The organism is Comamonas sp. MYb21, assembly GCF_037479395.1.
Taxonomy (GTDB): Bacteria; Pseudomonadota; Gammaproteobacteria; order Burkholderiales; family Burkholderiaceae_C; genus Comamonas.
Genome location: NZ_JBBGZC010000009.1, coordinates 36,872 through 60,423 on the forward strand (window position 1 = coordinate 36,872; position 23,552 = coordinate 60,423).

Sequence of the window (23,552 nt, forward strand, 5' to 3'; positions counted from 1 at the left end):
CCTGCGCTTGTTGCCATGCCTGGCCGCTTCGGCGCCCCAGCCAGCGGGGCATGCGCGCCCGCCGACCTGCGGCGCTTGCTGGGGCCAGGCAGCGTTCCATCAACTTACTGCGGGCGCATCTTGCGCACTTCTTCATCGCTGGGCAGGTAGTCCTTGCCATCACGGTAGACATAGTCCACCAGCTCGCCCTTGCCGCCCACGTTCTTGAGCTTGCCCACATAGGCGCCCATGGTCGATTGGTGGTCCTGCGCGCGCCAGGTAATCGGGCCAAACGGCGACACCACCTGCAGGCCTTCAAAGGCCTTGATCAGCGCCTCGGTGTCGGTGCTGCCGGCCTTTTTGATACCCTCGGCCAGCGACTTGATGCCGGCATAGCCAACGACCGAGCCCTGGCGCGGGTAGTCCTTGTACTTAGCCTGGTAGGCGTCAAAGAAGGCCTTGTGCTCGGGCGTCTTCAGGCTGTGCACCGGGTAGCCGGTGACGATCCAGCCGTTGGGCGTTTCGGCCTTCAAGGTGTCGAGGTACTCGGGCTCACCGCTCAGCACACTGACGACCGCGCGGTCCTTGAACAGGCCGCGCGTATTGCCTTCGCGCACAAACTTGGTCAGGTCGGTGGCAAACAGCACGTTGAAGATCGCATCGGGCTTGGCATCGGCCAGCGCCTGCACGACGCTGCCGGCATCGACCTTGCCCAGCACGGTGGCCTGCTCGGTGACAAACTCCACATCGGGCTGCGCCGCCTTCATCTGCGCCTTGAAGGTGGCCACCGACGACTGGCCATATTCGTAGTTGGGGTAGACCAGGGCCCAGCGCTTTTTCTTGAGCTTCAGCGCCTCTTCGACCAGCATCGACACCTGCATGTAGGTGGAAGGGCGCAGGCGGAAGGTGTAGGCATTGCCATTGCTCCAGACCATCTTGTCCGTCAGCGGCTCGGTAGCGAGGAAGAAGAACTTGCGCTGCTTGGCAAAGTCGGTCAGCGCCATGCCGGTGTTCGACAGGAAACCGCCGGCCAGCACATCGACCTTCTCGCGCGCGATCAGCTCCTCGGCCACGCGCACGGTATCGCCCGGGTTGGCATTGTCGTCGCGCGTGATCAGCTCGAGCTTCTTGCCGTTCACGCCGCCTGCGCGATTGACCTCGTCCACCGCAAGCTCCATGCCGCGCTTGTAGGGCTCCAAAAACGCGGGCTGGTTCTTGTAGCTGTTGATCTCACCGATCTTGATGACACCGGCCGCCTGGGCAGCCGAGGCCCCCAGGCCAGCGAGCAGCAGCGCACTGGCCGTGCGGGACAACAGAGGGGTGCGGGCAGAAATACGCATGCAAAAGTCTCCAGGTGAGACCGGCCCCACAGCGGAGGCAGGCGCTGACAGTCAGGCCGCTATTGTGACGGCTTCCGCGCGCTGTGAACGCCCGGGACTGCAAAGGGCTGCCCGCATGCAGATCTGGACGCGGCTGCCGGTGCGGATGCCGATCAGGTTTTGACCGCTTGGTGCGATGGGTTTTGCTGCCTGCGGCGCCCTAGCCAGATCTTTTGACTAATTGCCATTCGATCACATGTATTCGTATTTCATCTAATACTAATCTTATTAAGAATTAGCCATCATCGGTTCCTCTCTCCCAGACTTTGGACCCGTGGGCATATGGCATTGATTCAGACCTTCATCGCGTTGCTTGGTGATAGCGCAGTTCTCCGCAGCCAGCAGGACCTGGCCGGCCATGTGACCGACTGGCGCGGGCGCTACCAGGGCCAGGCCCAGTGCGTTGTGTTTCCGTCGACGACAGCGCAGGTGGCGGAGGTGGTCCGGCTCTGCCATGCAGCGCAGGTGCCGGTGGTGGCCCAGGGCGGCAATACCAGCCTCTGCGAAGGCGCGATTCCGCGTGCCGATCTGCCCGAGACGGTGGTCATCAACCTGGGCCGCATGCGCCAGGTGCGCGCGGTCGATCCGGCCAACAACTCGATGGTGGTCGATGCCGGCTGCGTGCTGCAGACCGTGCAGGAGACCGCCCGCAGCCATGGGCGGCTCTACCCGGTGAGCCTGGGCGCCGAAGGCTCCTGCCAGATCGGCGGCAATATCGCGACCAATGCCGGCGGCACGGGGGTGCTGCGCTATGGCAATACCCGCGAGAACGTGCTGGGCCTCGAAGTGGTGTTGCCCGATGGCCGCATCTGGGAAGGGCTCTACGGCCTGCGCAAGAACAACACCGGCTTTGATCTCAAGCATTTGTTCATTGGCTCCGAAGGCACGCTGGGCATCATCACCGGCGCCACGCTCAAGCTCCACCCGCTGCCCACGGCGCGGGCGATGGCCTGGCTGGCGGTGGAGTCGCCCCAGGCGGCGATCGCCATGCTGGCCCGTTTCCAGAGCCGCTGCAGCGCCTCGCTGTCGGCCTTTGAGATGCTCAACGATGTGCAGCTGAACATTGTGCTGAACCATGTGGCCGACCGGCGCGCGCCGCTCAGCCCCAGCTACCCCTGGCATGTGCTGGTGGAGCTGACCGACACCTGCGACGAGGCGCTGCTGTCCGCTGCGCTCGAAGAGACGCTGTCGGCTGCTGCCGAAGAGGGCCTGCTGCTGGATGCGGCCATCGCCACCAACGGCAAGCAACAGGCCGACTGGTGGGAGGTGCGCCACAGCGTCTCCGAAGGCAACAAGAAGGCCGGCATCGGCATCAACACCGACCCGGCCGTGCCGCTGTCGGCCATCCCGGCCTTCATCAGCCAGGCAACGGCTGCGGCGCACGGCATTGTGCCGGGCGCGCCCATCATCATCGTGGCCCACCTGGGCGACGGCAATGTGCACTTCATCCCGCAGCTGCAGTTTGCGCAGTGGCAGGCGCTCTCGCCCGCTGAGCAGGACCAGCTCTCGCACCGCGTCAAGCAGGCCGTCAACGAAGTGGCCTGCGCGCTGGCAGGCACCTTCAGCGCCGAGCATGGCATCGGCCAGGTGCTGACCGACGAGATGGCGCTGTTCAAGCCCGCCGTCGAGCTCGATCTGATGCAGGCCATCAAGCGCGCCATCGATCCGCAGCAGCGCTTCAACCCCGGGCGCCTGCTGCCGCCCGCCCCCTGATCCCACCCCTCCCTTGACTTCCCCTGCCTCTTCCTTCGAAAGGACACTTTATGACTGAGATCACTACCTCCCGTCGCACCGCACTGAAGGCGGCCGTGGCTGGCGCAGGCCTGATTGCTGCACCTGCCGTACTGCGTTATGCCCGTGCCACGTCCAAGCGTATCGTGGTGCGTGATGACGGCGGCATCTACACCAAGGCCTATGGCGCGGTGTACTACAAGCCTTTCACGCAGAAGACCGGCATCGAAGTGGTGGGGGTACAGGCAACGGCCGAGCCTGTGGCGCAGATCCGCAGCATGGTCGAGACCAAGAACTACACCTGGGACATGGCCAAGATCAGCCAGCCCGCCATTCTGCTGCTGACCGAAGGCGGCAAGGTGCTGCTGGAAAAGCACGGCCTGGAAAACGACCCCTTCGTCAAGACCATCCCGGCGCAGTACATGTCGCCCTACGGCGTGGGCACCAATGTCTACAGCACCGTGCTGGCCTACCGCGAAGAGGCCTTCAAGGGCCGCGCCGCGCCCAAGTCCTGGGCCGATTTCTGGAACGTCAAGGACTTCCCCGGCCGCCGTGGCATCCGCAAGCACCCGTTTGACACGCTGGAGCAGGCCGCGATGGCCTCGGGCGTCTCTGCTGCGCAGCTGTACCCGCTGGATCTGGACCGCGCCTTCAAGGCCCTCGATGAGATCAAGCCCAAGATCGATGTCTGGTGGAACTCCGGCGCCCAGGTCGAGCAGATGCTCAAGTCCGGCGAAGTCGACATGATCGCCACCTGGGTGTCGCGCCCGCAATCGGCCAATGCCGATGGCGCCAAGATCGGCATCGTCTGGAACCAGAACATCTGGGGCGTGGACAGCTGGTCCATCCTGGCGGGCACGCCCAATGCCGACGCCTGCCGCGAGTTCATCAAGTTCGCGTCCGAGCCCCAGCGCATGGCCTCGCTGACCCAGTACTTTGCCGCCGGCGTCACCCAGCCAGAAGCCTTCAAGTTCATCAAGCCCGAGCTGGCCAAGGAATCGCCCACCTATCCCGACAACATCAAGAACGGCGTGCAGATCGATGCCAAGTACTGGGTGGCCAACCAGGCTGCGGTGATCGAGAAGTTCAACGGCTGGGTGCTCAAGTAAGCGCTACCCGCCAGCGATGACGAAGCCTGCAGCGGCACGCCGCTGCAGGCATGTGGGAGTCTCTGCAAAGCTCCCTGCCCCGGGCGAGGGTTTTGCAGAGCCTCCGTTGGTTCATTCATTGCACCCCGGTGCAATGGAGAAGATTGAAATGAAGAATATAAAACTGTCGATTGCGGGCCTGACCAAGCGCTACGGCTCCTTTGTCGCGCTGCACCCCACCAACCTGGAAGTGCCCGAAGGCGAGTTCCTGACCTTGCTGGGCCCTTCGGGCTCGGGCAAGACCACCTTGCTGAGCATGATCGCCGGCCTGTCCGTGCCCGATGGCGGCCAGCTGCTGATCAATGGCAAGGATGTGACCTATGGCGCGCCCTATGAGCGCGACATCGGCATGGTGTTCCAGAACTATGCGCTGTTCCCGCACATGACGATTGCCGAGAACATCGCCTTTCCGCTGAAGATGCGCAAGCTGGACCGCGCCACCGCGATGAAGCGCGCCATGGAGGCGCTGGAGCTGGTGCACCTGCCCCATGTGGCGCAGCGCTTTCCCAAAGAATTGTCGGGTGGCCAGCAGCAGCGCATTGCGCTGGCGCGCTGCCTGGTCTACAAGCCCTCGATCGTGCTGATGGATGAGCCCCTGGGCGCGCTGGACAAGAAGCTGCGCGAACACATGCAGCTGGAGATCAAGCGCATCCACCGCGAAGCCGGCACCACCATCGTCTATGTGACCCACGACCAGGAAGAGGCGATGACCATGTCGGACCGCATCTGCCTGATGAACGGCGGCCGCATCGAGCAGCTGGGCTCGCCCGCAGACCTGTACTTCCGCCCGCGCACGCCGTTTGTGGCCGATTTTCTGGGTGAGAGCAATCTGTTCAAGGGCACGGTGGTGTCCAGCCAGGGCGGCCAGGCCCGCGTGGCCTTGAACGGCACCAACACCGAGTTGCTGGCCTCGGCCGACCAGCCGCTCTCCACCGGCGCCAAGGTCTGCGTGATGGTGCGCCCGCAGAACATGGCCGCCGCCGCTGCGGCCCAGGGCGCCAGCGAGCGCTTCAGCGGCCAGCTGCTCGATACGATGATCACCGGCAGCCTCACCAAGCTCTACCTGAAGGCGCCAGCGCTTAGCAGCGAGCCGGTGGTGCTGTCCTTCCCGACCTCCATCGCCAAGCATGACCACGCGCTGGGCAGCACCTTGGACTTTGGCTGGTCCAGCAGCGACGCCGTGGCCGTCCCGGAGCCCGCATGAACAGCGCCGCCACCCCCCGTGCCGCCTGGGTGAGGCCGCTGATGATGGCCGCACCGCTGGTCATGCTGTTTCTGGTGCTGCTGGTCTACCCGGTGGGCCAGTTGCTGCTGCTGAGCATCTACAGCGATGGCAGCTTCAAGTGGAACAACTACAGCCAGCTGTTCAGTTCCTCGGTGTATCTGGACACCATGTGGATCACCTTGAAGATCTCGCTGGTCACGGCGCTCTTGTCCATCGTCGGCGGCTACCCGATTGCCTACCTGGTCTCGTCGCTGCAAAAGGACAAGAAAAGCCGCTGGGTGTTCTGGATTCTGCTGTCGTTTTGGACCAGCTTTCTGGTGCGCGCCTTTGCCTGGATCGTCGTGCTGGGCCGCAATGGCCTGGCCAACCAGCTGCTGCTGGCGCTGGGCCTGCAGGATGCGCCCTCGAACATGCTCTACAGCTTTGGCGCCGTGCTCGTGGGCATGGTCCATGCGCTGATGCCGCTGGCCGTGCTGACCATGCTCTCGGTGATGGAGAACATCGACCGCAACCTGCCGCGCGCCGCGCTCACCTTGGGTGCGCGCCCGGGCACGGCGTTCTGGCGCGTCTACTTTCCGCTGTCCATGCCCGGCGTGGCTGCGGGCGCCATCATGGTCTTTGTCACCGCCGTGGGCTTTTTCATCGTGCCCCAGCTGCTGGGCGGCCGCAAGGAGACCATGATCACCCAGCTGATCATCGAGCAGGTGATGCAGGTGATGAACTGGGGCTTTGCCGGCGCCATCTCGGTGCTGCTGCTGGTCGTCGTGCTGATCGTGTTTGCGATCTATGACAAGGTGCTGGGTCTGTCGACGATGACGGGCGCACAGTCGGACAAGAGCAACCACAGCAGCGGTTTCATGCGCCAGCTGTCCGAGATGGTGCTGGGCTTGCTCGGCAGCATCAGCGACCGGCTGATTGCGCTGGTGCCGCGCTCGCGCAAACGCGATCTGCAGCAAGGGGATTCCTTCGTGCTGCGCGCCAGTGTGGTGGCCCTCTTGGTGTTCCTGAGCGTGCCTGCACTGCTGATGATCCCGATCTCGTTTGCCGACAAGTCGGGCCTGAACTGGCCGCCCCAGGGCTTTACCCTGCAGCACTACCAGGACATGCTGGCCTCGCCGCTGTGGATCAACGCCACGGTGCGCAGCTTTGTCGTGGGCTTCTTTGCCGCGCTGGCGGCCATGGCCGTGGGCACGCCGGTGGCCTTCTTGCTGGTGCGCGGCCAGATGCGCGGCAAGGCCTTGCTGCTGGCCTTTGTGCTGTCGCCGCTGATCATCCCGCGCATGATCATTGCCGTGGGCATGTTCTATTTCTTCTCCAAGGTGGGCCTGGTGGGCACCTCGCTGGGCCTGGTGCTGGGGCATACCGTCATCGCCATCCCCTATGTGGTGATGACCATGATGGCCGTGCTGCGCAACTACGACACGCGCCTGGACATGGCCGCCCAGAGCCTGGGCGCGCGCCCCTGGCAGACCTTGCGCTACGTGACCTTCCCGATCATTGCCGCCGGCCTGACCTCGTCCTTCCTGTTTGCCTTTGCCACCTCGTTTGACGAGCTGACCATCTCGCTGTTTGCCTCCGGGGGCCTGAGCTCCACCCTGCCCAAGCAGTTCTGGGATGAAGTGACCCTGCAGATCTCGCCGGTGATTGCCGCCGTCTCGACCTGCCTGTTCGCCTTCATTGGCATTTTGATCACCTGTGCGGACTGGCTGCGTCGCCGCTCCGCCGCTTCTTTGAATTGATGAACCATGACTACACGTATCACCTCTGAGCAACTCCGCGGCATCTTTCCGGCACTGGCCACGCCCGTGACCGCTGACGGCCAGATCGACACCCAGGCCGTGCGCGCGCTGCTCGACCACCTGCAAGGCAGCGGCATCAGCGGCACCGTGCCACTGGGCGGCACGGGCGAATACGGCGCGCTGTCGCGTACCGAGCGAGCCCGCATGGTGGCCACGGTGCGCGAGCACCAGGCCGCCGACCTGCCGGTGCTGGCCGGCGTGCTCGACCCCGGCTACCACGACGCCATTGCCTCCGGCCAGGCGCTGGCCGATGCCGGCGCGGATGCGCTGATGCTGCTGACGCCCTACTACACCACGCCATCGCAGCAAGGCATCCGCGACTACTTCATGCGCTATGCCGATGCGTCGCCGCTGCCGGTGGTGATCTACGAGATCCCTTACCGCACCCGCATCTCGATTGCGCCCGAAGTGCTGCATGAACTGTCGCGCCACGAAAACATCATCGGCATGAAGGCCTGCAACACCGACATGTACCACTTCCTCAAGGTGGTCCAGGGCGTGGATGCCAGCTTTGCGGTGCTGAGCGGCGAGGACACCATCTTCCCCGCGCAGATGCTCTGCGGCGCCCAGGGCGGCATCATCGTGACGGCCAATCTGCTGCCCAAGACCTGGACCCGCATGTACGAACTGCTGACCAGCGGCAAGACCGAAGAAGCACTGGCCCTGCACCAGGAGCTGATTGGCCTCTTGGACCTGGCCTTTGCCGAGACCAACCCCGGCCCGATGAAGTCGGTCTGGGACCTGGTGGGCGTGCAGGCCCCGCACCTGCTGGCCCCGCTGGTCGACTGCAACCCCGAGCTGTCCGCCCGCCTGCGCCAGGCGCTGGCGACCCGCCTGCAGGCCGAGCGCCAGCTGGCCTGAGCGAGCATCCGCCATGCTGCCCGCCATCAAAGACTACCGCGCGCTGGCCCGCCGGCGCCTGTCCCGCTTTGCCTTTGACTACCTCGAAGGCGGCGCCGAAGACGGCCGCAGCATGGCCCGCAACCTCGCCTCCTGGGGCGATGTCACCTTCTTGCCGCGCACGATGGTCGATGTCAGCCAGGTGGATACCAGCATCACCTTGTTTGGCCGCAAGCAGGCGATGCCCGCTTTTGTGGGCCCGACCGGGCTCAACGGCCTGTACTGGCCGCAGGCCGAGCAGGTGCTGGCCCGCGCAGCGCATGCCGCCGGCCTGCCCTTTGTGATGTCGACCGCCTCCACGTCGCTGTTGGAAGATGTGCGCGCCGCCAGCCCGGGCGATCTGTGGCTGCAGCTCTATGTGCAAAAGGACCGGCGCATTGCGCAAAGCATGATGGCGCGCGCGCAGGCCGCGGGCTTCAGCGCGCTGATGCTGACGGTGGACACCATGGTGCATGGCAAGCGCGACCACGATGTGCGCAACGGCTTTCGCATGCCCGTGCCCTGGACGCCCCGGCTGCTCGCCGACCTGCTCAGCCACCCGCGCTGGTGCCTGCGCATGCTGCGCCAGGGCGGCTCGCCGCAGCTGGTCAACCTGGCGCGCAGCGCCGGGGTGGAGAGCAATATCCAGAAGCAGGCCGCCGCGATGAGCCGTGAGATGGACATGGCCCTGCGCTGGGAAGACCTGGCCTGGGTGCGCCGCCACTGGCAGGGCCCGGTCATCGTCAAGGGCCTGCTGAGCGCGGGCGATGCCCAGCGCGCGCTGCAGGCCGGCGCCGATGGCATCGTGGTCAGCAACCACGGCGGGCGCCAGCTGGAGTGCGCACCCGCACCGATGGCGCAATTGCCGCAGATTGCCGACGCCGTTCATGGCAAGATGCATATCTTTGTCGATGGCGGGGTGCGCCGAGGCAGTGACATCGCCAAAGCCCGGGCGCTGGGGGCCGATGCCGTTCTGCTGGGGCGCGCGCCTCTGTACGGGCTGGCCTCGCGCGGGCCCCAGGGCGTGGCCGAGGTTCTGGAGATACTGCGCGCCGAGCTGGAGACCACCCTCCGATTGCTGGGCGCCCCACAGGCCACCAGCCTGGACGCGACCTTTCTGCAAAAATACTAGACAGTGACCCGAGACAGCCGCTTTTTACGATGCCTAAAACCACACACAGCATTGCCGAGCCCGTAGCAAGCGTTGAACCCACCGCCCGTGAATCCTCATTGTTTGTCGGCTCGCTGGCCAAGGCCTTCCAGGTGCTGGAGGCCTTTCGCGACACCCACCGCGAGATGTCGCTCGCCGAGATTGCCCGCGCCGCCCAGCTCGACCGCAGTGCCACCCAGCGCATCATCTTCACCCTGGAGAAGCTGCGCTATATCCGGCGCCTGCCCGGCTCCAACCTCTACACGCTCGCGCCCGAGGTGCTGCGCCTGTCCTACAACTACCTGCGCTCGCAACGCATCGTCGAGCGTGCCTACCCCTACCTGATCGAGATGACCCACACCCTGGGCGAGACCTCGAACCTGCAGGAGATGGATGGCAACGAGGTGGTCTTTATCGCCAAGGTGCCGGGCCGCTATATCTACAACTCGGACTTTGCCGTGGGCTCGCGCCTGCCTGCGGCCTATACCGCCTCGGGCCGCGCCATGATGGCCAAGCTGCCGATGGACGAGCGCCTGCGCCTGATCGAATCGACCCCACTGGTCAAGATCACCGCGCAAACCATGACCGACCCCGAGGAGCTGCTGCGCTGCATCGAAGACGCCGAGCGTGACGGCTATGCGATTGTGCAGAACCAGACCGTGGTGGGCGATATCTCGGTGGCCGCAGCCATCACCGGCCGGGGCGGTGTGCCCATTGGCGCGATCACCATCTCGGCCCCCTCCACCCGCTGGGGCACGGCCAAGGCCGAGGCCGAGCTGCTGCCCCATGTGCTGCTGGCGGCGACCTCGATCTCCAACATCCTGGATAACTTCTAGACGATCAACGTTATTCGGCCAGGTCGAAAATAGGCATGGATTCAGCGAAAAACCCCGCTCACAACGCGCCGATATGTCCATATGACGTTTAAGTTGTATGAATAGTGAACAATAGCGTTTATAGATATACACAAGACCAACTGACTACTGCACTGCTATGAGCGCCTTTCTCGAAGAACGTGTCCTGTCTGTTCACCACTGGACCGATCGTTTGTTCTCCTTCACGACCACCCGTGATCCCGCGCTGCGTTTTTCCAGCGGCCACTTCACGATGATTGGCCTGAAGGTCGATGGCAAGAACCTGCTGCGCGCCTATTCCATCGCCAGCCCCAACTACGAGGAGCACCTGGAGTTCCTGTCGATCAAGGTCGATGACGGCCCGCTGACCAGCAAGCTCCAGCACATCCAGGTGGGTGACACCATCATCGTCGGTAAAAAGCCCACGGGCACCTTGCTGGTCGATTACCTGCTGCCGGGCAAGAACCTGTACCTGATCGGCACCGGCACGGGCCTGGCGCCCTGGCTGTCGGTAGCGCGCGACCCCGAGACCTATGACCACTTCGAAAAGGTCGTTGTGGTGCACGGCGTGCGCCAAGTCCAGGAACTGGCCTACCAGCAGCTGCTCGAAGAAGAGCTGCCCAACCACGAATTCCTCGGCGAAATCGTCAAGGACAAGCTGGTGTACTACCCGACGGTGACGCGCGAGCCTTTCCGCAACCAGGGCCGTATCTCCAACCAGATCACTGCCGGCACCTTCCCGCAGAACATTGGCCTGCCCGAACTGAACCCGGACACCGACCGCGTGATGCTCTGCGGCAGCCCCGCGATGCTCGCTGAGCTGAAGGAACTGCTGGAAGCCAAGGGCTTCAAGGAAGGCAATACCTCGACACCCGGCGACTTTGTCGTCGAGCGCGCCTTCGTCGAGAAGTAAGCAGCGCCCCCGCCCAGCAAAAAACGACCCGAGGGTCGTTTTTTGTTGCCTGCAGCGCAGATTAGATCAGCTGCTCGGTGTAGAAATTGCCACCGTGGTAGAGCAGCGGTGGCACGCCCACCACATGCTGGCAGTGCGCCACCTCGCCAACCAGGATCACATGGTCGCCCGCATCATGGTGCGGGCCGTTGCGGCACTCAAAGCTGGCAATGGCGCCGGCGAGCAGCGGCACGCCGGTCACGCCCACTTCATACTCCACGCCCGCCCAGCGGTCGATGCCCTTGCGGCTGAACTGCAAGGCCAGCTCCTTTTGGTGCGCGCCCATCACATTGACCGCGTAGTGGCTGACGGTCTCAAACAACGGCATCGAGCTGGCCGTTTTCATCAGGCTCCACAGCACCAGCGGCGGGGTGAGCGATGCGGAATTGAAGGAGCTGATGGTCAAGCCGACCTTGTTGCCATCGGGCGCCAGCGCCGTCACCACCGCCACCCCGGTGGCGAACTGGCCCAAGGCATTGCGAAACTCACGTTCGGAAAACGAGGCAGAAACAGGCGATTGCAGGTGTTCAGGGGGGAGGGAGCGGTTCACGGGGCAGGCAGACGGCAGGGGCAGACGCCATGCCGTCAAAAGCATGGATAGCGGTCATTATCGGCCAGGGGGCGAGGCCCCTGCGCGCGTAGGTGCTTGAAAACAAGGCAGGCGGGCCGCATCTGCGGGGGAAACACACGGCGAGAAGCAAACCTATGTCCTTGATTCCCAACTTCGCGATGCTCGGCAGTGGCCCGACGGTGCTGATGCTCCACGATGCCGACACCGACCACCTGGGCTTTGCCCCGCAGGTGGAGCTGCTCGCCAGCCAGGGCTACCGCGCGATCGCCTGGGACATGCCCGGCTACCATGCCAACCCGCCGCCCTATGGCGGCTACAGCCTGAAGGCGCTGGCCGCCACGGCGGACGGCCTGCTCGAAGCGCTGAAGATTGGCCGCGCCCATATCGTTGGCCATGGCATGGGCGCGATGGTGGCCGCCGAACTGGCCCTGCGCCACCCCACCCGCGTGCGCAGCCTGAGCCTGGTGGCCGGCGGCCCGGCGCTGGAGGCGGACAGCCAGCAGCACTGGGTGCAGACGCGCCAGCAACTGCTGGCCCAGTGCCAGCAGCAGGCCAGCACCGAGCCGGTGCAGATGCAGCGCTTTGCCGAGCTGCTGGTGCAGCTGCAATCGGGCCAGCAGGCCTTGCCCGAAGGCTTGCAGCTGGCGCGCCACGCGATCACCCAGATCCAGCCGCTGGCCTATGGCCGCATGCTGGAGATGCTGGCCGGCCCCAGCACCCTCGCCGAGCGCCTGCCCCACCTCAGCCAGCGCTGCCTGCTGGTGAGCGGCGGCCAGGATGTCTGCATGCCGCCCCAGCGCATGCAGGCGCTGGCAGACCAGCTGCCCGATGCTCGGCATGCCTGCCTGGAGGGCGTTGGCCACTGGCCCCAGCTGGAGAGCCCCGATGCCTTCGAAGGCCTGCTGCTCGACTTTTTGGCGACCCAGCGCGCCACGGTGCACTAGGAAAAACCCGCAAGTCCGGCGCCTGCGGCGGCGGTTTGCCTCTGCAGGTGGTTGACTTGCCATCCTGGCAATGCAGCCCGCTTGGCGCCACCGGGGCAAAAAACTGGCATGCTATGGGGTTTGGCGTGCAGCCCGTCACTTTCCTGGAGCCTCTCCAGGCTGGCGGACGGCCACCATGATCGGCAGCGGCTCCCCACAGGACGCTGCTGTCCCTGTTGCCAACTGAAGGATTAGTCCCGTGTCCCCCTCTTCCCTGACCTTTGCCGTCACCCCATCGAGCCAGCCACGCAGCGCCCAAGAGCGCGCCAAGATTCTGGACAACCCGGGTTTTGGTCTGCACTTCACCGACCACATGGTCTCGGTGCACTGGGACAAAGAGGGCGGCTGGCGCGATGCGGCCGTGACCCCGTACGGCCCGATTGCGCTGGACCCCGCCGCTGCCGTGCTGCACTACGGCCAGGAAATCTTTGAAGGCATCAAGGCCTACCGCCATGCCGATGGCTCGGTCTGGACCTTCCGCCCGCAGGCCAATGCCGAGCGCCTGCAGCGCTCCGCCCGCCGCCTGGCGCTGCCTGAGCTGCCGGTCGATATTTTTGTCGAATCGCTCAAGCAGATCATCGCCGTGGACAAGGACTGGGTGCCCAGCGGCAACGAAGCGAGCCTCTACCTGCGCCCCTTCATGATCGGTGACGAAGTCTTCCTGGGCGTGCGCAGCGCCCACAAGGCCACCTACTACGTGATCGCCTGCCCAGCAGGCCCTTACTTTGCCAAGGGCGTGGCGCCTGTGGCGATCTGGCTGTCCACCGACTTTGCCCGCGCAGCCAAGGGTGGCACGGGCGCTGCCAAGTGCGGCGGCAACTATGCCGCTTCGCTGCTGCCCCAGCAGCAAGCGCAGGACAACGGCTGCTCGCAGGTGCTGTTCCTCGACCCTGCCGAAGGCAAGTACCTCGAAGAGCTGGGCGGCATGAACGTGTTCCTGGTATACGGCAAGGAAAACAAGCTGGTCACCCCTGCGCTGTCGGGCAGCATTCTGGAAGGCATCACGCGCGACTCGCTGCTGCAACTGGCACGCGACCGTGGCATGGTGGTCGAAGAGCGCAAGATCGCTGTGGACGAGTGGAAGCAAGGCGTGGCCTCCGGTGACATCACCGAAGTGTTTGCCTGCGGTACCGCTGCCGTCATCACCCCCATCGGCCAGCTCAAGGGCGAAGGCTTCTCGGTGGGCGACCTGTCGGCCCCCGCTGGCGAAGTCACGATGGCCCTGCGCAAGGAACTGACCGACATCCAGTACGGCCGCGCCCCTGACCGCCACGGCTGGCTGGTGCGTCTGGACGCCTGATCCGTCCGCAATAAACGCTAAAAGGGCTGCACACTGTGCGGCCCTTTTTCATGGCGTTGTCCGTTGCCGTTCAGGCGGCGACTGCGGCCCGGCGCTTGGCTTCGCTTTCATAGCCGTAGAAGCCAAACTGCATCTCTGGCATGCGGCCGCTCACCAGCTCGGCCATGGCCTTGCCGCTGCCGGCGCCATGGGTCCAGCCCAAGGTGCCGTGGCCGGCATTGATCCAGAGCTTGCTGATCTTGGTGCGGCCGATGAACGGGATATTGGTCGGCGTGGCGGGTCGCAGGCCGGTCCAGAACTGCGGGTTGCCGCCTTGCTCGGGCAGGCGGGTGTCGCAGACGCCGGGCATCAGCTCCTCGATGCGGCGCGCCAACATATGGCAGCGGGCCTTGGCCAGCGGGCTGTCCAGCGAGCTGTCAAAACCGTTGAGCTCGATGGTACCGGCCACGCGCAGCTCATTGCCCAGGCGGCTCATCGCCAGCTTGTTGCCATCGTCAATGCAGCTGACAAAGGGCGCGGCCTCGGGCTTCAAGATCGGCAAGGTGGCGCTGTAGCCCTTGCCCGGGTAGATGGCGACATTCAGTCCCACGGTGCGCAGCAGCGGCGCGGTGTAGCTGCCGCAGGCCACGATGACGGCATCGCCCTGCAAGGTGCGTGGGCTGCTGTCGGCGCCCGCTGCGGTGGCACGCACGGTGACCGAATCGATCGCGCCGCCGGCCACATTCAACCGCTCGACCCGGTGGTTGTAGAGAAACTGCACACCGCCCTGTGCGCAGAGCTGGGCGAGCTTTTGCGTGAACACGCGCGCATCGCCGCTCTCGTCGCTCTCGGTAAAGGTGCCACCCTTGATATGCGCGGCATAGGGCTTGAAGGCGGGCTCGATCTTCAAAAACTCTTCGGTGCTGACCATGCGGCGGTTCACCCCGTACTGGCGCATCAGGTCGACGGCCATCTGCGCATCCTGCACCGCTTCGTCGCTGGTGAAGAAGTGGGCGATGCCGCGCTCGAGCCGGTTGAACTGGATGCCGGTCTGCGCCACCACGGCCTTCAAGGCGTTGTGGCTGTAGGCACCCAGCGCGACGATCTGCTGCACATTGCGGGCAAAGGAGCGGTCATTGCACTCGGCCAGAAACTGCGTGAGCCAGCGCCATTGCTGCGGATCGGCATGGGGGCGCAGCAACAGCGGTGCCTCCTTGTCGAACATCCACTTGAGCGCCTTGAGCGGGGCATGCTTGTTGGCCCAGGGCTCGCAGTAGCTCACCGAGATCTGCGCGGCATTGGCATAGCTGGTCTCCAGCGCCGCGTCCGGTTGGCGATCCACGACGGTGACGTCATGGCCGAGTTGCAGCAGATGCCAGGCAGTGCTGGTGCCGATGATGCCGGCGCCGAGGATGATGACTTTCATGGCTCTCAGTGTCTGGCATCTTGGCTGTAACATAAAGTGCAATTAAACTTCTTCAAGATTCATCAGTTCTGCTAATACTGGAGCCCCATGAGCAACCTGGACCCGGTCGCGCTGGAATGCCTGGCCGCCGTGATTGAAGAAGGCGGTTTCGAGAAGGCCGCGCTGCGCCTGAATGTGACGCAATCGGCCGTCTCGCAGCGGCTGCGCGCGCTGGAGGCGCAGATCGGCTCGGTGCTGGTGGTGCGCAGCCGCCCGCTGCGGCCCACCGCTGCCGGCCAGCTGCTGCTCAAGCACACCCAGCAGCTGCGGCTGCTGCGCACCGACCTGGAGCAGGAGCTGCACAGCCTGCTGCCCCACGCCATGGGCCGCAGCGCGCATGACGAGGCCATCTCGATTGCCATCAATGCCGACAGCATTGCCACCTGGGCGCTCGATGCGCTGCAGGACATCGCACTGCAGCAGCTGCCGCTGGAGATCATCACCGACGACCAGGACCACACCTTGGAGCTGCTGCGCACCGGTGAGGTGCTGGGCTGCGTCACCACCATGCCGCAGGCGCTGCGCGGCTGCCGCGTGACCGCGCTGGGCGCGATGCACTACATTGCTGTGGCAGCGCCCGCCTTTGCCCAGCAGCATGTGCCGCAGGGCATCAACCGCAGCAACTTCAAGCACCTGCCGTTTCTCAGCTACAACCGCAAGGACGACATGCAGCGCGTGTTTGTCGCCCGCGCGATGGGGCTCAAGACCGTTGGCCTGCACCAGCTCTTTGTGCCCAATTCCGAAGCCCAGGTGCGCGCCGTGGCCGCTGGCTGGGGCGTGGGCGTGGTGCCCGAGCTGCTGGCCCGCCCTTATCTCGCCGATGGCCGCCTGGTCAATGTGGCCGAGGCCCAGGTGCTGCGCGTCGACCTTTACTGGCACTGCTGGAACCTGCAGTCGGCCTTGCTGGGCGCCCTGAGCGACGCGATGGTGCACAGCGCCAAGAGCAGCCTGGCGCCGCCCACGGCCGCAGCCCGCGCCACCGTCAAGGCATAAAAAAACTGCCTGCACCCCCAGGGGGATGCAAGCAGTTTCCGGATGTCCACAGGCATTCATCGCACCGGTGGTTCCATCCCTCCCTCATCAGTGAAATCCATTGCTTGTGCAGTATCCACGCCAAGTATTGCTATATGGTGAATAGCAAATGACAGACGCATGATCTGATCCATTTACCGAATCAGCAATACCGGCAGCTTGCTCTCGGCCAGCACCTGGGTCGCCACCGAGCCCAGCACCAGCTTGGCCAGTGCGCCATGGCCCCGGGTGCCCATGATCAGCAGGTCATAGCCACCCTTATCGGCCGTCTCGGCAATGGTCTGCGAGATCGGGCCGACAGCGGTCTCGGCCACAGCCTTCACCTGGTGGGCGGCCAGAAACTCCTGCACCGGCACCAGCACCTTCTGCGCCTCTTCGCTGTGGTAGTCATCCACCAGCGCCTTGCCCAAGGCCTTGGCGGCCCGGGGCGGCAGCAAGGGCTGCACCGTGAGCACCGTGTAATGGTGGTTGGGCGTCAGCCACTCTGCGTGCGCTGCCAGGTAATCGAGCATCTTCTGGGTGTAGGGGCTGCCATCAACGGCCAACAAAATACGCATGCCTTGACTCCTTCAAAAAGGGGTGAGGGACCCAACACCGGTGGCGCCACCAACGCTGGACTGTGGCCTGGCAAACCCGCGCTCCATCAGCGAGAACGCGCTTTTCAGGCTAAATCATGTGTATCAGCTTATAGATTTACCGTCAAACGGGCATTGATGTGCATCAGGCGCGGCGATAAATTTAGGTAAAAACCCTTGGATTTGATCGAAGATGCTAAGCACGCCTCAGAGAAGAACTGTCGACCGTAAACATTTTGCTGCTGAAATGCGCCTCAATAACTGTTTTAGGGACACGGTATGCAAAATGGAGATGAATACGCGGGATATAAGCAGCCGTTCAAGACATGGCGGCGCCGCAGAGGCTAGTCAGCGCCAAGCACACAACCTTACCGTACCCATGTTGTGGAGCCGCGCGAGAAGTGGTGGCGCGCTAAGCAGTCCCTGAGAACCTGTCGCTTTACACCGCCACCAAGCAATGCGGGTTGAAGGTTTCCTGCTCGCCCTTGCGCGCATAGCCCAGCGGGTTGGCCACAACTCGGCATTGCCAGGGGCGGCCATCGCTGTGCTGGCCTTTGGCCACATAGTCGCTGGGCGCATGCAGATGGCCGTGGATCCAGAGGTCGGCATAGGGCAGCAGGTCATCGAGCACATTGCAAAAGCCGGCGGTGCCCGGGGTCAGCCCATAGCGCGGATCGGCGCTGCGCAGGCTGGGCGCAAAGTGGGTGATGACGACGGTCTTGCCGTCAAAGGGCTCGGCCAGTGCGGCGCGCAGCCATTCCTGGCAACGCAGCGCTTCGTCGCGCATCTCGGCGGCCAGAAAGGGCTGGCCATTGCGCTCGCTCTGGGCCTTGGTCAGGTAGAAGTTGGCGGCCTTGAAAGCCTTCTCGCGCTGCTTCATCAGCGCACCCAATTCGGTCACGCCGTTGTGCAGCGCAATGGCGTCGTAGTCGGACCAGAGGGTGGTGCCAATAAAGCGCACGCCGTCGATGACCAGGGTGTCGCAGTCGAGCATGGTGATGCCCAGCTTTTCGCAGCTGGCACGCAGGCGCAGCCGGGCGGTATCGAAATCCTGGTTGTCGAACTCATGGTTGCCGGGCACCAGGATCACCGGTTCGGGCCAATGGCCGCCGGCCTGTTGCGGGCTGAACTGGGTGAGGCCAAAATCGGCATCGTCCAGCATCGAGCCATTCTGGTAGGAGCCAATGTCGCCGGCCAGCACCAGCAACTGTGCGCCGGGCGCAGGCTGGGCACGGAAATGGGGGTGGGTCTCCAGATGCAGGTCGGACAGAATTTGCAGGTGCATGGTCGCCAAGCCTACCATGGGCTTTGGCGCCTTGCAGCCCCGCTACATCGGTAATTCCAGGTCAGGAAAAGCCGCCCGGGCCGAGCGCTCCAGCGCGTGCAGCATCCATTCCAGCGCCGAGGGCGGAATATGCCCGCTGCGGCTGCGCCAGAGCGCATCCACATGCACGGCCTCCACGCGCAGCGGCAGCGGCTGGAAGGCCAGCAGATCGGCGATGCCGGTGGCAGGCACAAAGTGGCGCGGCAGGACGGTCAGCAGATCGGTGCGCGCCACCACGCGGGCGGCGGTGAAGTACTGGTTCACCGTCAGCACCACCCGGCGTTTGCGGCCGATCGATGCCAGCGCCTCGTCCAGAAAGCCAAAGGGCTGGCCGGAAAAGCTCACCAGCATATGGCGCGCATCGCAGTAGCGCTCCAAAGTCAGCAAGCCCTCACTCAAAGGGTGATCCTTGCGCATCACGCAGAGGTATTCGCCGTCATAGAGGCGCCGGCTCTCGAAATCCACCAGGTCCCCCGACTGGGCGCGGGCCGTCATCTCCGCGAGCACAAAGGGGAAATAGCCCACGGCCAGGTCGGCGGTCTCGGCTTCCAGCTCCTCGCGCGGATCCCGGGTAGTGAGTGGTTGCACATGCACAGAGACGCCTGGTGCCTCAGTCTCCAGAATATGCATCAGGCTGGGCAGCAAGGTGGCGGCGGTCGCATCGGCCATCGCCACGACAAAGGCCTGGGTCGCATGGGCGGGGTCAAAGCGCTCCGGTGCAAAGCTGGCCTGCAGGCGCGCCAGCGATTCGCGCACCACCGGCCACAGCGCATTGGCCAGCGGCGTGGGCTCCACACCCTGGCCGCTGCGCACCAACAGCTCGTCATGCAGCGCCTCGCGCAGGCGCCGCATCGCATTGCTGACTGCCGGCTGGGTGATGGCCAGCTTGTCGGCCGCCCGGGTCAGGCTGCGCTCATTCATCACCTCGTCGAATACACGCAAGAGGTTCAGGTCCAGGTGCCGAAATTGGTGGGGCAGCATTTTCAATCCTTTGCAACGCTGGGCGAACCGCAATACATCACTGGCATGAATGATACAGATTCAAAAGATAAATTTGAGAACGTCTAGGGTAAACCCTATACTTCGTTCATCGCTTCAAAGAAGCATTAATACCAAAGACATCCATCATGACCAACAGTTTTGTACACACTGACATGGCTACCGAACACACGGGCGTTCTGCGTGTGGAACGTGCTGCTGAACATCTCAAGACCACCTTCGGCACCAAGGGCGTTGGCGCATCGCTGATGCTGGCCGCGCTGGTCGCTGCCGTGCTGGTGGTTGCTACCCGCCTGGTGGACTCCGTCGCTGGCGGTAGCCACTGGATCGCTGGCTGGGCCCTGCTGTGGGCTGTCGCCTTTGTCGCCATCGCCCTGCTGGCCGCCCCTGCCCGCAACCTGAGCAGCAGCCTGCGCGCCGCCCGCCGCAGCTGGGACGAAGGCCACCGCCGCGCCCTGGAAGACGACAAGACCTGGCAAGTGGCCCTGCAAGACAGCCGCGTGATGGCTGACCTGAACCGCGCCATGAGCGACGCAGCGGTTTCGTTCTACCACAAGAACTACTGATCAACGCCGGGGTTCCTCCAGAGCCCCAGCGCCGGCAGCCACGATCTGCCTTTTCAAGAGCCACGGCATGCCGTGGCTTTTTTGTTGCTGGTGGCTGCATCTCATCCAAAGTGGATCAGCGGTTTGGGATTGCGGAACACCTCCGCCTGCGCAAGCCGCAGGTGCTAGGAAAACGCTTGGCAAGCACTTTCCTGCCCCGCAACATGCTGGCTGTATGCAACAAACCACAGTTCCATCGATGCGCTGACGCTGAGTCCAAGCGCGCTCACAACAAACCAAGCACCCAAAACAAAACCCCGCATGCCTAAAACATGCGGGGTTTTGCTGTGTTGCGCTATCCCAGCCACTGGCAGCGGGGCTACCAGCGAGCTCGCCAGCTACCGATCAAGCAGCGACCAGGCGCTTTTCCAGATCGGCCTTGATGTCCAGCAGCGCCTGGGGCAGGCGCTGGGCCAGGTGGTCGAAATGGGCCTGGTGCGATGCCAGCTCTTCGGTCCAGACGGCGGTGTCGATGTTGGTGACGGTCTTGAACTGCTCGGCATTGAAGTCCAGGCCGGTCCAGTTGATCTCGGCGTACTGCGGCGCGACACCAAAGGCGGTCTGCGTGCCCTGCACCTGGCCTTCGAGGCGGTCGAGCATCCACTTGAGCACGCGCATGTTCTCACCGTAGCCAGGCCAGACGAACTTGCCAGCGGCATCCTTGCGGAACCAGTTGGTGGTGTAGATCTTGGGCAGCTGCGCGCCAGCGGCTTCGAGCTTGTCGCCCAGGTTCAGCCAGTGGGCAAAGTAGTCGCTCATGTTGTAGCCCATGAAAGGCAGCATCGCGAACGGATCGCGGCGCACCACACCTTGCGCGCCAAAGGCGGCAGCGGTGGTTTCGGAGCCCATGGTCGCAGCCATGTAGACGCCTTCCTTCCAGTTGCGCGCCTCGGTCACCAGCGGCACCGTCGTCGAGCGGCGGCCACCAAAGATGAAGGCATCGATCTTCACGCCCTTGGGGTCGTCCCAGGCTTCGTCGAGCGCCGGGTTGTTCGTGGCAGCGACGGTGAAGCGGGCATTGGGGTGGGCGGCCTTGGCGCCGGTTTCCTTGGCGATCTGGGGCGTCCAGTCCTTGCCTTGCCAGTCGATCAGGTGCTCGGGCAGCTGGCCGCTGTCCTTTTCCATGCCTTCCCACCACACATCGCCGTCGTCGGTCAGCGCAACGTTGGTGAAGATCACGTTCTTGTCCAGGCTGGCCATGCAGTTGGGGTTGGTGTGGTAGTTGGTGCCAGGGGCCACGCCAAAGTAGCCGGCTTCGGGGTTGATCGCGCGCAGCGAGCCGTCGGCCTGGGGCTTGATCCAGGCGATGTCGTCGCCAATGGTGGTGACTTTCCAGCCTTCAAAGCCGGTGGGTGGCACCAGCATCGAGAAATTGGTCTTGCCGCAGGCGCTGGGGAAAGCGGCGGCCACATGGTACTTCTTGCCCTGGGGGTTTTGCACACCCAGAATCAGCATGTGCTCGGCCAGCCAGCCCTGGTCGCGGCCCATGGTCGAGGCGATGCGCAGCGCAAAGCACTTCTTGCCCAGCAGCGCATTGCCGCCGTAGCCCGAACCGTAGGACCAGATTTCGCGCGTCTCGGGGTAGTGCACGATGTACTTGGTCTTGTTGCAAGGCCAGCTGGTGGTGTCCTTTTCGCCGGCCTGCAGCGGCGCGCCGATGGTGTGCACGCAGGGCACAAAGGCACCATCGCTGCCGATCACGTCGTACACGGCACGGCCCATGCGGGTCATGATCTTCATGTTGACCGCCACATAGGCGCTGTCGGACAGCTCAATGCCCACGTGGGCAATCGGCGAGCCCAGCGGGCCCATCGAGAACGGCACCACATACATCGTGCGGCCCTTCATACAACCGTCAAACAGCGGCTGTAGAGTCGAGCGCATCTCGGCAGGTTCCATCCAGTTGTTGGTCGGGCCGGCGTCTTCCTTCTTGGCCGAGCAGATGTAGGTGCGGTCTTCCACGCGGGCCACGTCCGACGGATCGGACCAGGCCAGAAAGCTGCCGGGGCGCTTGGCGGGGTTGAGCTTCTTGAAGGTGCCGGCATCGACCAGTTGCTGGCAGAGGCGGTCGTATTCTTCCTGGCTGCCATCGCACCAGTAAACGGCGTCAGGCTTGCACAGTGCGGCCATATCGGCCACCCAGGCGATGAGCTTGGGGTTCTTGACGTAGTCGGGGGCCTGAATGGCGACACCGGCTTGGATGTTTGCGTTCATGGGAAGGCTTTCAAAGTTGTAAACGGTTCATCAAAAACCGCTGCGACAAGCTCCTTGGCCGACAGCAACCCATTTTTGAAAAACCGTCTCCACAGCGTCGGACAAGGCGCAATGCCTGTGCGCAACAATGCCTACGCTGGACTGGCGATTTTAGCAGTCAGCCCCCAAAACGGTGATTTTCAGTCCTCACATCTATGCATTTGATGCATGACAAAATGCATAACTGTATTGATACCGGTTTCTTGGGCAACAGCCCTGTCGCGCAGGTGGCGCTGGGCCCGGCACCACCCAGGCACCACCCAGGCGTCAACCAGACGTCACCCAGGGGCCTGGCCAGCACAGGGCCGTGCCAGCCTTCGTCAGCGAACGCCAGGCAACAAAAAACCCGCCAGCGGCGGGTTCAGCAACGGGGTTTGGCGCGCTTGGCGCGCAGCGCTCAGGCCATGTGTACGGCGATAAAGGCCAGCAGGAACATCATCAGCGCGCCCACCAGCGGCAGCACCACGGGCATCAGCGGAACAATGGCTTCCACGGTATCCATCGGGGCGTGTTCGGTGTCGGCGTCGGTGTGCGGGCTGGACATGGGCTCTCTCCAATGCAAAGGCTGAGGACCATTGTAGCGAGCGGGCGCCGGGCCTGCATGCCGGGCGAACCCTGAGCCTGCCACGGTGCAAGGCCCTGGGTCGGCTCGCCCGCTGTCAGCCCTCCAGCACCGGGTAGAGCGACAGCACCAGCAGCGCCGCCATGCACCAGTTAAAGCGCTGCAGCGCCCGGGGTGTGCGCAGCGCGCGGCCCACGGCGCTGCCAAACAAGGTCCAGACGCTGACGCTGGGGTAGTTCACCAGCCCAAGCACCAGAGCGGCGAGCAGCAGGTTGGCGGCATAGCCATCGCGCGGGGTGTAGGTGGCCACAATGCCGATGGCCATGATCCAGGCCTTGGGATTGACCCACTGGAAGGCAGCGGCCTGCCAAAAGCCAAAAGGTTGCGCAGCCGCCTGCCCGGCACCCGCCTGCCCGGAGCGGGCAATCTTCCAGGCCAGCCACAGCAGGTAGGCGGCGCCCAGGTACTTGAGCCAGGTGTAGAGGCGCGGCTCGCGCTCAAAGGCCACGCCCAGGCCCAGGCCCACCAGCAGCAGCATGGCCACCACCCCCAGGCTGATGCCCAGCATATGCGGCACCGTGCGGCGGTAGCCAAAGCTCGCGCCCGAGGCCGTCAGCATCACATTGTTGGGGCCTGGCGTGACCGAGCTGACAAAGGCGAACAGGGCCAGGGGCAACACAAAGGCGGAGGTTTCGGGCAAAACAGACATGGCAAGCTACGGAAAAAAAGGAGAAAAGAAAAGCTGCTGCCATGCTAAGGCCGTTATGCAGTACAGTACCGGTACACTTTATCTGGCCAGTTCAAGAAT

The 23,552-nt window shown here is 64.1% G+C and carries 21 protein-coding genes; 12 read left to right on the forward strand and 9 right to left on the reverse strand.

Going from position 1 to position 23,552, the window contains the following annotated elements:
* Window positions 1-104 precede the first annotated feature (104 nt).
* Entirely contained in the window at window positions 105-1,319 is a 1,215-nt protein-coding gene (locus tag WH367_RS14310) for an ABC transporter substrate-binding protein (RefSeq protein WP_339536621.1), read from the reverse strand.
* Between the two features lie 321 nt (window positions 1,320-1,640).
* Between WH367_RS14310 and WH367_RS14315 the strand changes: the two genes are divergently transcribed.
* From WH367_RS14315 to WH367_RS14350, 8 genes are all read left to right on the forward strand, one after another.
* Window positions 1,641-3,071 carry an FAD-binding oxidoreductase gene (locus WH367_RS14315; protein WP_339536622.1) on the forward strand — a complete coding sequence of 477 codons (1,431 nt, stop codon included), beginning with the start codon at window positions 1,641-1,643 and terminating at the stop codon, window positions 3,069-3,071.
* Between the two features lie 50 nt (window positions 3,072-3,121).
* A complete protein-coding gene (locus WH367_RS14320) occupies window positions 3,122-4,198 on the forward strand; it encodes an ABC transporter substrate-binding protein (protein WP_021029043.1) in 1,077 nt (358 codons plus the stop codon).
* Between the two features lie 148 nt (window positions 4,199-4,346).
* Window positions 4,347-5,441, forward strand: a complete 1,095-nt coding sequence (locus WH367_RS14325) for an ABC transporter ATP-binding protein (RefSeq protein WP_027011416.1) — start codon at window positions 4,347-4,349, stop codon at window positions 5,439-5,441.
* The gene (locus WH367_RS14330) at window positions 5,438-7,201 is read left to right on the forward strand and encodes an ABC transporter permease subunit (protein ID WP_021029041.1); all 1,764 of its coding nucleotides are present in this window, start codon (window positions 5,438-5,440) and stop codon (window positions 7,199-7,201) included. Before WH367_RS14325 ends, WH367_RS14330 begins: the two co-directional genes overlap by 4 nt.
* Before the next feature lie 6 nt (window positions 7,202-7,207).
* Window positions 7,208-8,122, forward strand: coding sequence for a 4-hydroxy-tetrahydrodipicolinate synthase (gene dapA, locus WH367_RS14335; protein WP_339536623.1), 915 nt, complete (start codon window positions 7,208-7,210; stop codon window positions 8,120-8,122).
* 13 nt (window positions 8,123-8,135) lie between these two features.
* Entirely contained in the window at window positions 8,136-9,272 is a 1,137-nt protein-coding gene (locus WH367_RS14340; protein WP_021029040.1) for an alpha-hydroxy acid oxidase, read from the forward strand.
* A gap of 29 nt (window positions 9,273-9,301) precedes the next feature.
* Window positions 9,302-10,126, forward strand: coding sequence for an IclR family transcriptional regulator (locus WH367_RS14345; RefSeq protein WP_027011415.1), 825 nt, complete (start codon window positions 9,302-9,304; stop codon window positions 10,124-10,126).
* 157 nt (window positions 10,127-10,283) lie between these two features.
* Entirely contained in the window at window positions 10,284-11,057 is a 774-nt protein-coding gene (locus WH367_RS14350; RefSeq protein ID WP_116927613.1) for a ferredoxin--NADP reductase, read from the forward strand.
* Window positions 11,058-11,118: 61 nt separating this feature from the next.
* Here the strand turns inward: WH367_RS14350 and WH367_RS14355 are convergent, their stop codons facing one another.
* Window positions 11,119-11,646 (reverse strand): flavin reductase family protein, encoded by a 528-nt coding sequence (locus tag WH367_RS14355; protein WP_339536624.1) that lies wholly within the window; start codon window positions 11,644-11,646, stop codon window positions 11,119-11,121.
* 155 nt (window positions 11,647-11,801) lie between these two features.
* Here WH367_RS14355 and WH367_RS14360 point away from each other — a divergent pair, with 155 nt between their 5' ends.
* Both WH367_RS14360 and WH367_RS14365 read left to right on the forward strand, forming a co-directional pair.
* A complete protein-coding gene (locus WH367_RS14360; protein WP_339536625.1) occupies window positions 11,802-12,611 on the forward strand; it encodes an alpha/beta fold hydrolase in 810 nt (269 codons plus the stop codon).
* Between the two features lie 238 nt (window positions 12,612-12,849).
* Window positions 12,850-13,950 (forward strand): branched-chain amino acid aminotransferase, encoded by a 1,101-nt coding sequence (locus WH367_RS14365; protein ID WP_339536626.1) that lies wholly within the window; start codon window positions 12,850-12,852, stop codon window positions 13,948-13,950.
* Window positions 13,951-14,020: 70 nt separating this feature from the next.
* Here the strand turns inward: WH367_RS14365 and WH367_RS14370 are convergent, their stop codons facing one another.
* The gene (locus WH367_RS14370; protein ID WP_339536627.1) at window positions 14,021-15,388 is read right to left on the reverse strand and encodes a D-amino acid dehydrogenase; all 1,368 of its coding nucleotides are present in this window, start codon (window positions 15,386-15,388) and stop codon (window positions 14,021-14,023) included.
* Window positions 15,389-15,442: 54 nt separating this feature from the next.
* On the opposite strand from WH367_RS14370, the gene WH367_RS14375 reads away from it, so the two are divergent.
* The gene (locus WH367_RS14375; protein ID WP_339536628.1) at window positions 15,443-16,387 is read left to right on the forward strand and encodes a LysR family transcriptional regulator ArgP; all 945 of its coding nucleotides are present in this window, start codon (window positions 15,443-15,445) and stop codon (window positions 16,385-16,387) included.
* A gap of 173 nt (window positions 16,388-16,560) precedes the next feature.
* Here WH367_RS14375 and WH367_RS14380 read toward each other — a convergent pair whose 3' ends face one another.
* The 3 genes from WH367_RS14380 to WH367_RS14390 all read right to left on the reverse strand — a co-directional run bounded on the left by WH367_RS14380 (window position 16,561) and on the right by WH367_RS14390 (window position 19,306).
* Window positions 16,561-16,983, reverse strand: a complete 423-nt coding sequence (locus tag WH367_RS14380; RefSeq protein ID WP_021029032.1) for a universal stress protein — start codon at window positions 16,981-16,983, stop codon at window positions 16,561-16,563.
* A gap of 457 nt (window positions 16,984-17,440) precedes the next feature.
* A complete protein-coding gene (locus tag WH367_RS14385; protein ID WP_339536629.1) occupies window positions 17,441-18,286 on the reverse strand; it encodes a metallophosphoesterase in 846 nt (281 codons plus the stop codon).
* A gap of 42 nt (window positions 18,287-18,328) precedes the next feature.
* Window positions 18,329-19,306: a LysR family transcriptional regulator gene (locus WH367_RS14390; protein ID WP_021029030.1), complete on the reverse strand. Its 978-nt coding sequence runs from the start codon at window positions 19,304-19,306 to the stop codon at window positions 18,329-18,331.
* 146 nt (window positions 19,307-19,452) lie between these two features.
* Between WH367_RS14390 and WH367_RS14395 the strand changes: the two genes are divergently transcribed.
* Entirely contained in the window at window positions 19,453-19,890 is a 438-nt protein-coding gene (locus tag WH367_RS14395) for a hypothetical protein (RefSeq protein ID WP_021029029.1), read from the forward strand.
* A gap of 384 nt (window positions 19,891-20,274) precedes the next feature.
* On the opposite strand, the gene WH367_RS14400 is transcribed toward WH367_RS14395, so the two are convergent.
* The 3 genes from WH367_RS14400 to WH367_RS14410 form a co-directional block, all read right to left on the reverse strand.
* Window positions 20,275-22,143 carry a phosphoenolpyruvate carboxykinase (GTP) gene (locus tag WH367_RS14400; RefSeq protein ID WP_021029028.1) on the reverse strand — a complete coding sequence of 623 codons (1,869 nt, stop codon included), beginning with the start codon at window positions 22,141-22,143 and terminating at the stop codon, window positions 20,275-20,277.
* Between the two features lie 436 nt (window positions 22,144-22,579).
* Complete coding sequence (locus tag WH367_RS14405; protein ID WP_021029027.1) at window positions 22,580-22,726, reverse strand: hypothetical protein; 147 nt, start codon at window positions 22,724-22,726, stop codon at window positions 22,580-22,582.
* 115 nt (window positions 22,727-22,841) lie between these two features.
* On the reverse strand, window positions 22,842-23,453 hold the full coding sequence (locus WH367_RS14410; RefSeq protein ID WP_339516743.1) for a LysE family translocator: 612 nt from the start codon (window positions 23,451-23,453) through the stop codon (window positions 22,842-22,844).
* Between the last annotated feature and the right edge of the window lie 99 nt (window positions 23,454-23,552).

Excerpts from the sequence above, each read along its gene's own strand:
- WH367_RS14380 (WP_021029032.1), bottom strand. The coding sequence starts at position 16,983 with ATGCGTATTTTGTTGGCCGTTGATGGCAGCCCCTACACCCAGAAGATG.
- WH367_RS14370 (WP_339536627.1), bottom strand. The coding sequence starts at position 15,388 with ATGTTACAGCCAAGATGCCAGACACTGAGAGCCATGAAAGTCATCATC.
- WH367_RS14330 (WP_021029041.1), top strand. The coding sequence starts at position 5,438 with ATGAACAGCGCCGCCACCCCCCGTGCCGCCTGGGTGAGGCCGCTGATG.
- WH367_RS14375 (WP_339536628.1), top strand. The coding sequence starts at position 15,443 with ATGAGCAACCTGGACCCGGTCGCGCTGGAATGCCTGGCCGCCGTGATT.
- WH367_RS14405 (WP_021029027.1), bottom strand. The coding sequence starts at position 22,726 with ATGTCCAGCCCGCACACCGACGCCGACACCGAACACGCCCCGATGGAT.
- WH367_RS14360 (WP_339536625.1), top strand. The coding sequence starts at position 11,802 with ATGTCCTTGATTCCCAACTTCGCGATGCTCGGCAGTGGCCCGACGGTG.
- WH367_RS14340 (WP_021029040.1), top strand. The coding sequence starts at position 8,136 with ATGCTGCCCGCCATCAAAGACTACCGCGCGCTGGCCCGCCGGCGCCTG.
- WH367_RS14345 (WP_027011415.1), top strand. The coding sequence starts at position 9,302 with ATGCCTAAAACCACACACAGCATTGCCGAGCCCGTAGCAAGCGTTGAA.
- WH367_RS14390 (WP_021029030.1), bottom strand. The coding sequence starts at position 19,306 with ATGCTGCCCCACCAATTTCGGCACCTGGACCTGAACCTCTTGCGTGTA.
- dapA (WP_339536623.1), top strand. The coding sequence starts at position 7,208 with ATGACTACACGTATCACCTCTGAGCAACTCCGCGGCATCTTTCCGGCA.
- WH367_RS14320 (WP_021029043.1), top strand. The coding sequence starts at position 3,122 with ATGACTGAGATCACTACCTCCCGTCGCACCGCACTGAAGGCGGCCGTG.
- WH367_RS14350 (WP_116927613.1), top strand. The coding sequence starts at position 10,284 with ATGAGCGCCTTTCTCGAAGAACGTGTCCTGTCTGTTCACCACTGGACC.
- WH367_RS14385 (WP_339536629.1), bottom strand. The coding sequence starts at position 18,286 with ATGCACCTGCAAATTCTGTCCGACCTGCATCTGGAGACCCACCCCCAT.
- WH367_RS14325 (WP_027011416.1), top strand. The coding sequence starts at position 4,347 with ATGAAGAATATAAAACTGTCGATTGCGGGCCTGACCAAGCGCTACGGC.
- WH367_RS14400 (WP_021029028.1), bottom strand. The coding sequence starts at position 22,143 with ATGAACGCAAACATCCAAGCCGGTGTCGCCATTCAGGCCCCCGACTAC.
- WH367_RS14315 (WP_339536622.1), top strand. The coding sequence starts at position 1,641 with ATGGCATTGATTCAGACCTTCATCGCGTTGCTTGGTGATAGCGCAGTT.
- WH367_RS14310 (WP_339536621.1), bottom strand. The coding sequence starts at position 1,319 with ATGCGTATTTCTGCCCGCACCCCTCTGTTGTCCCGCACGGCCAGTGCG.
- WH367_RS14410 (WP_339516743.1), bottom strand. The coding sequence starts at position 23,453 with ATGTCTGTTTTGCCCGAAACCTCCGCCTTTGTGTTGCCCCTGGCCCTG.
- WH367_RS14395 (WP_021029029.1), top strand. The coding sequence starts at position 19,453 with ATGACCAACAGTTTTGTACACACTGACATGGCTACCGAACACACGGGC.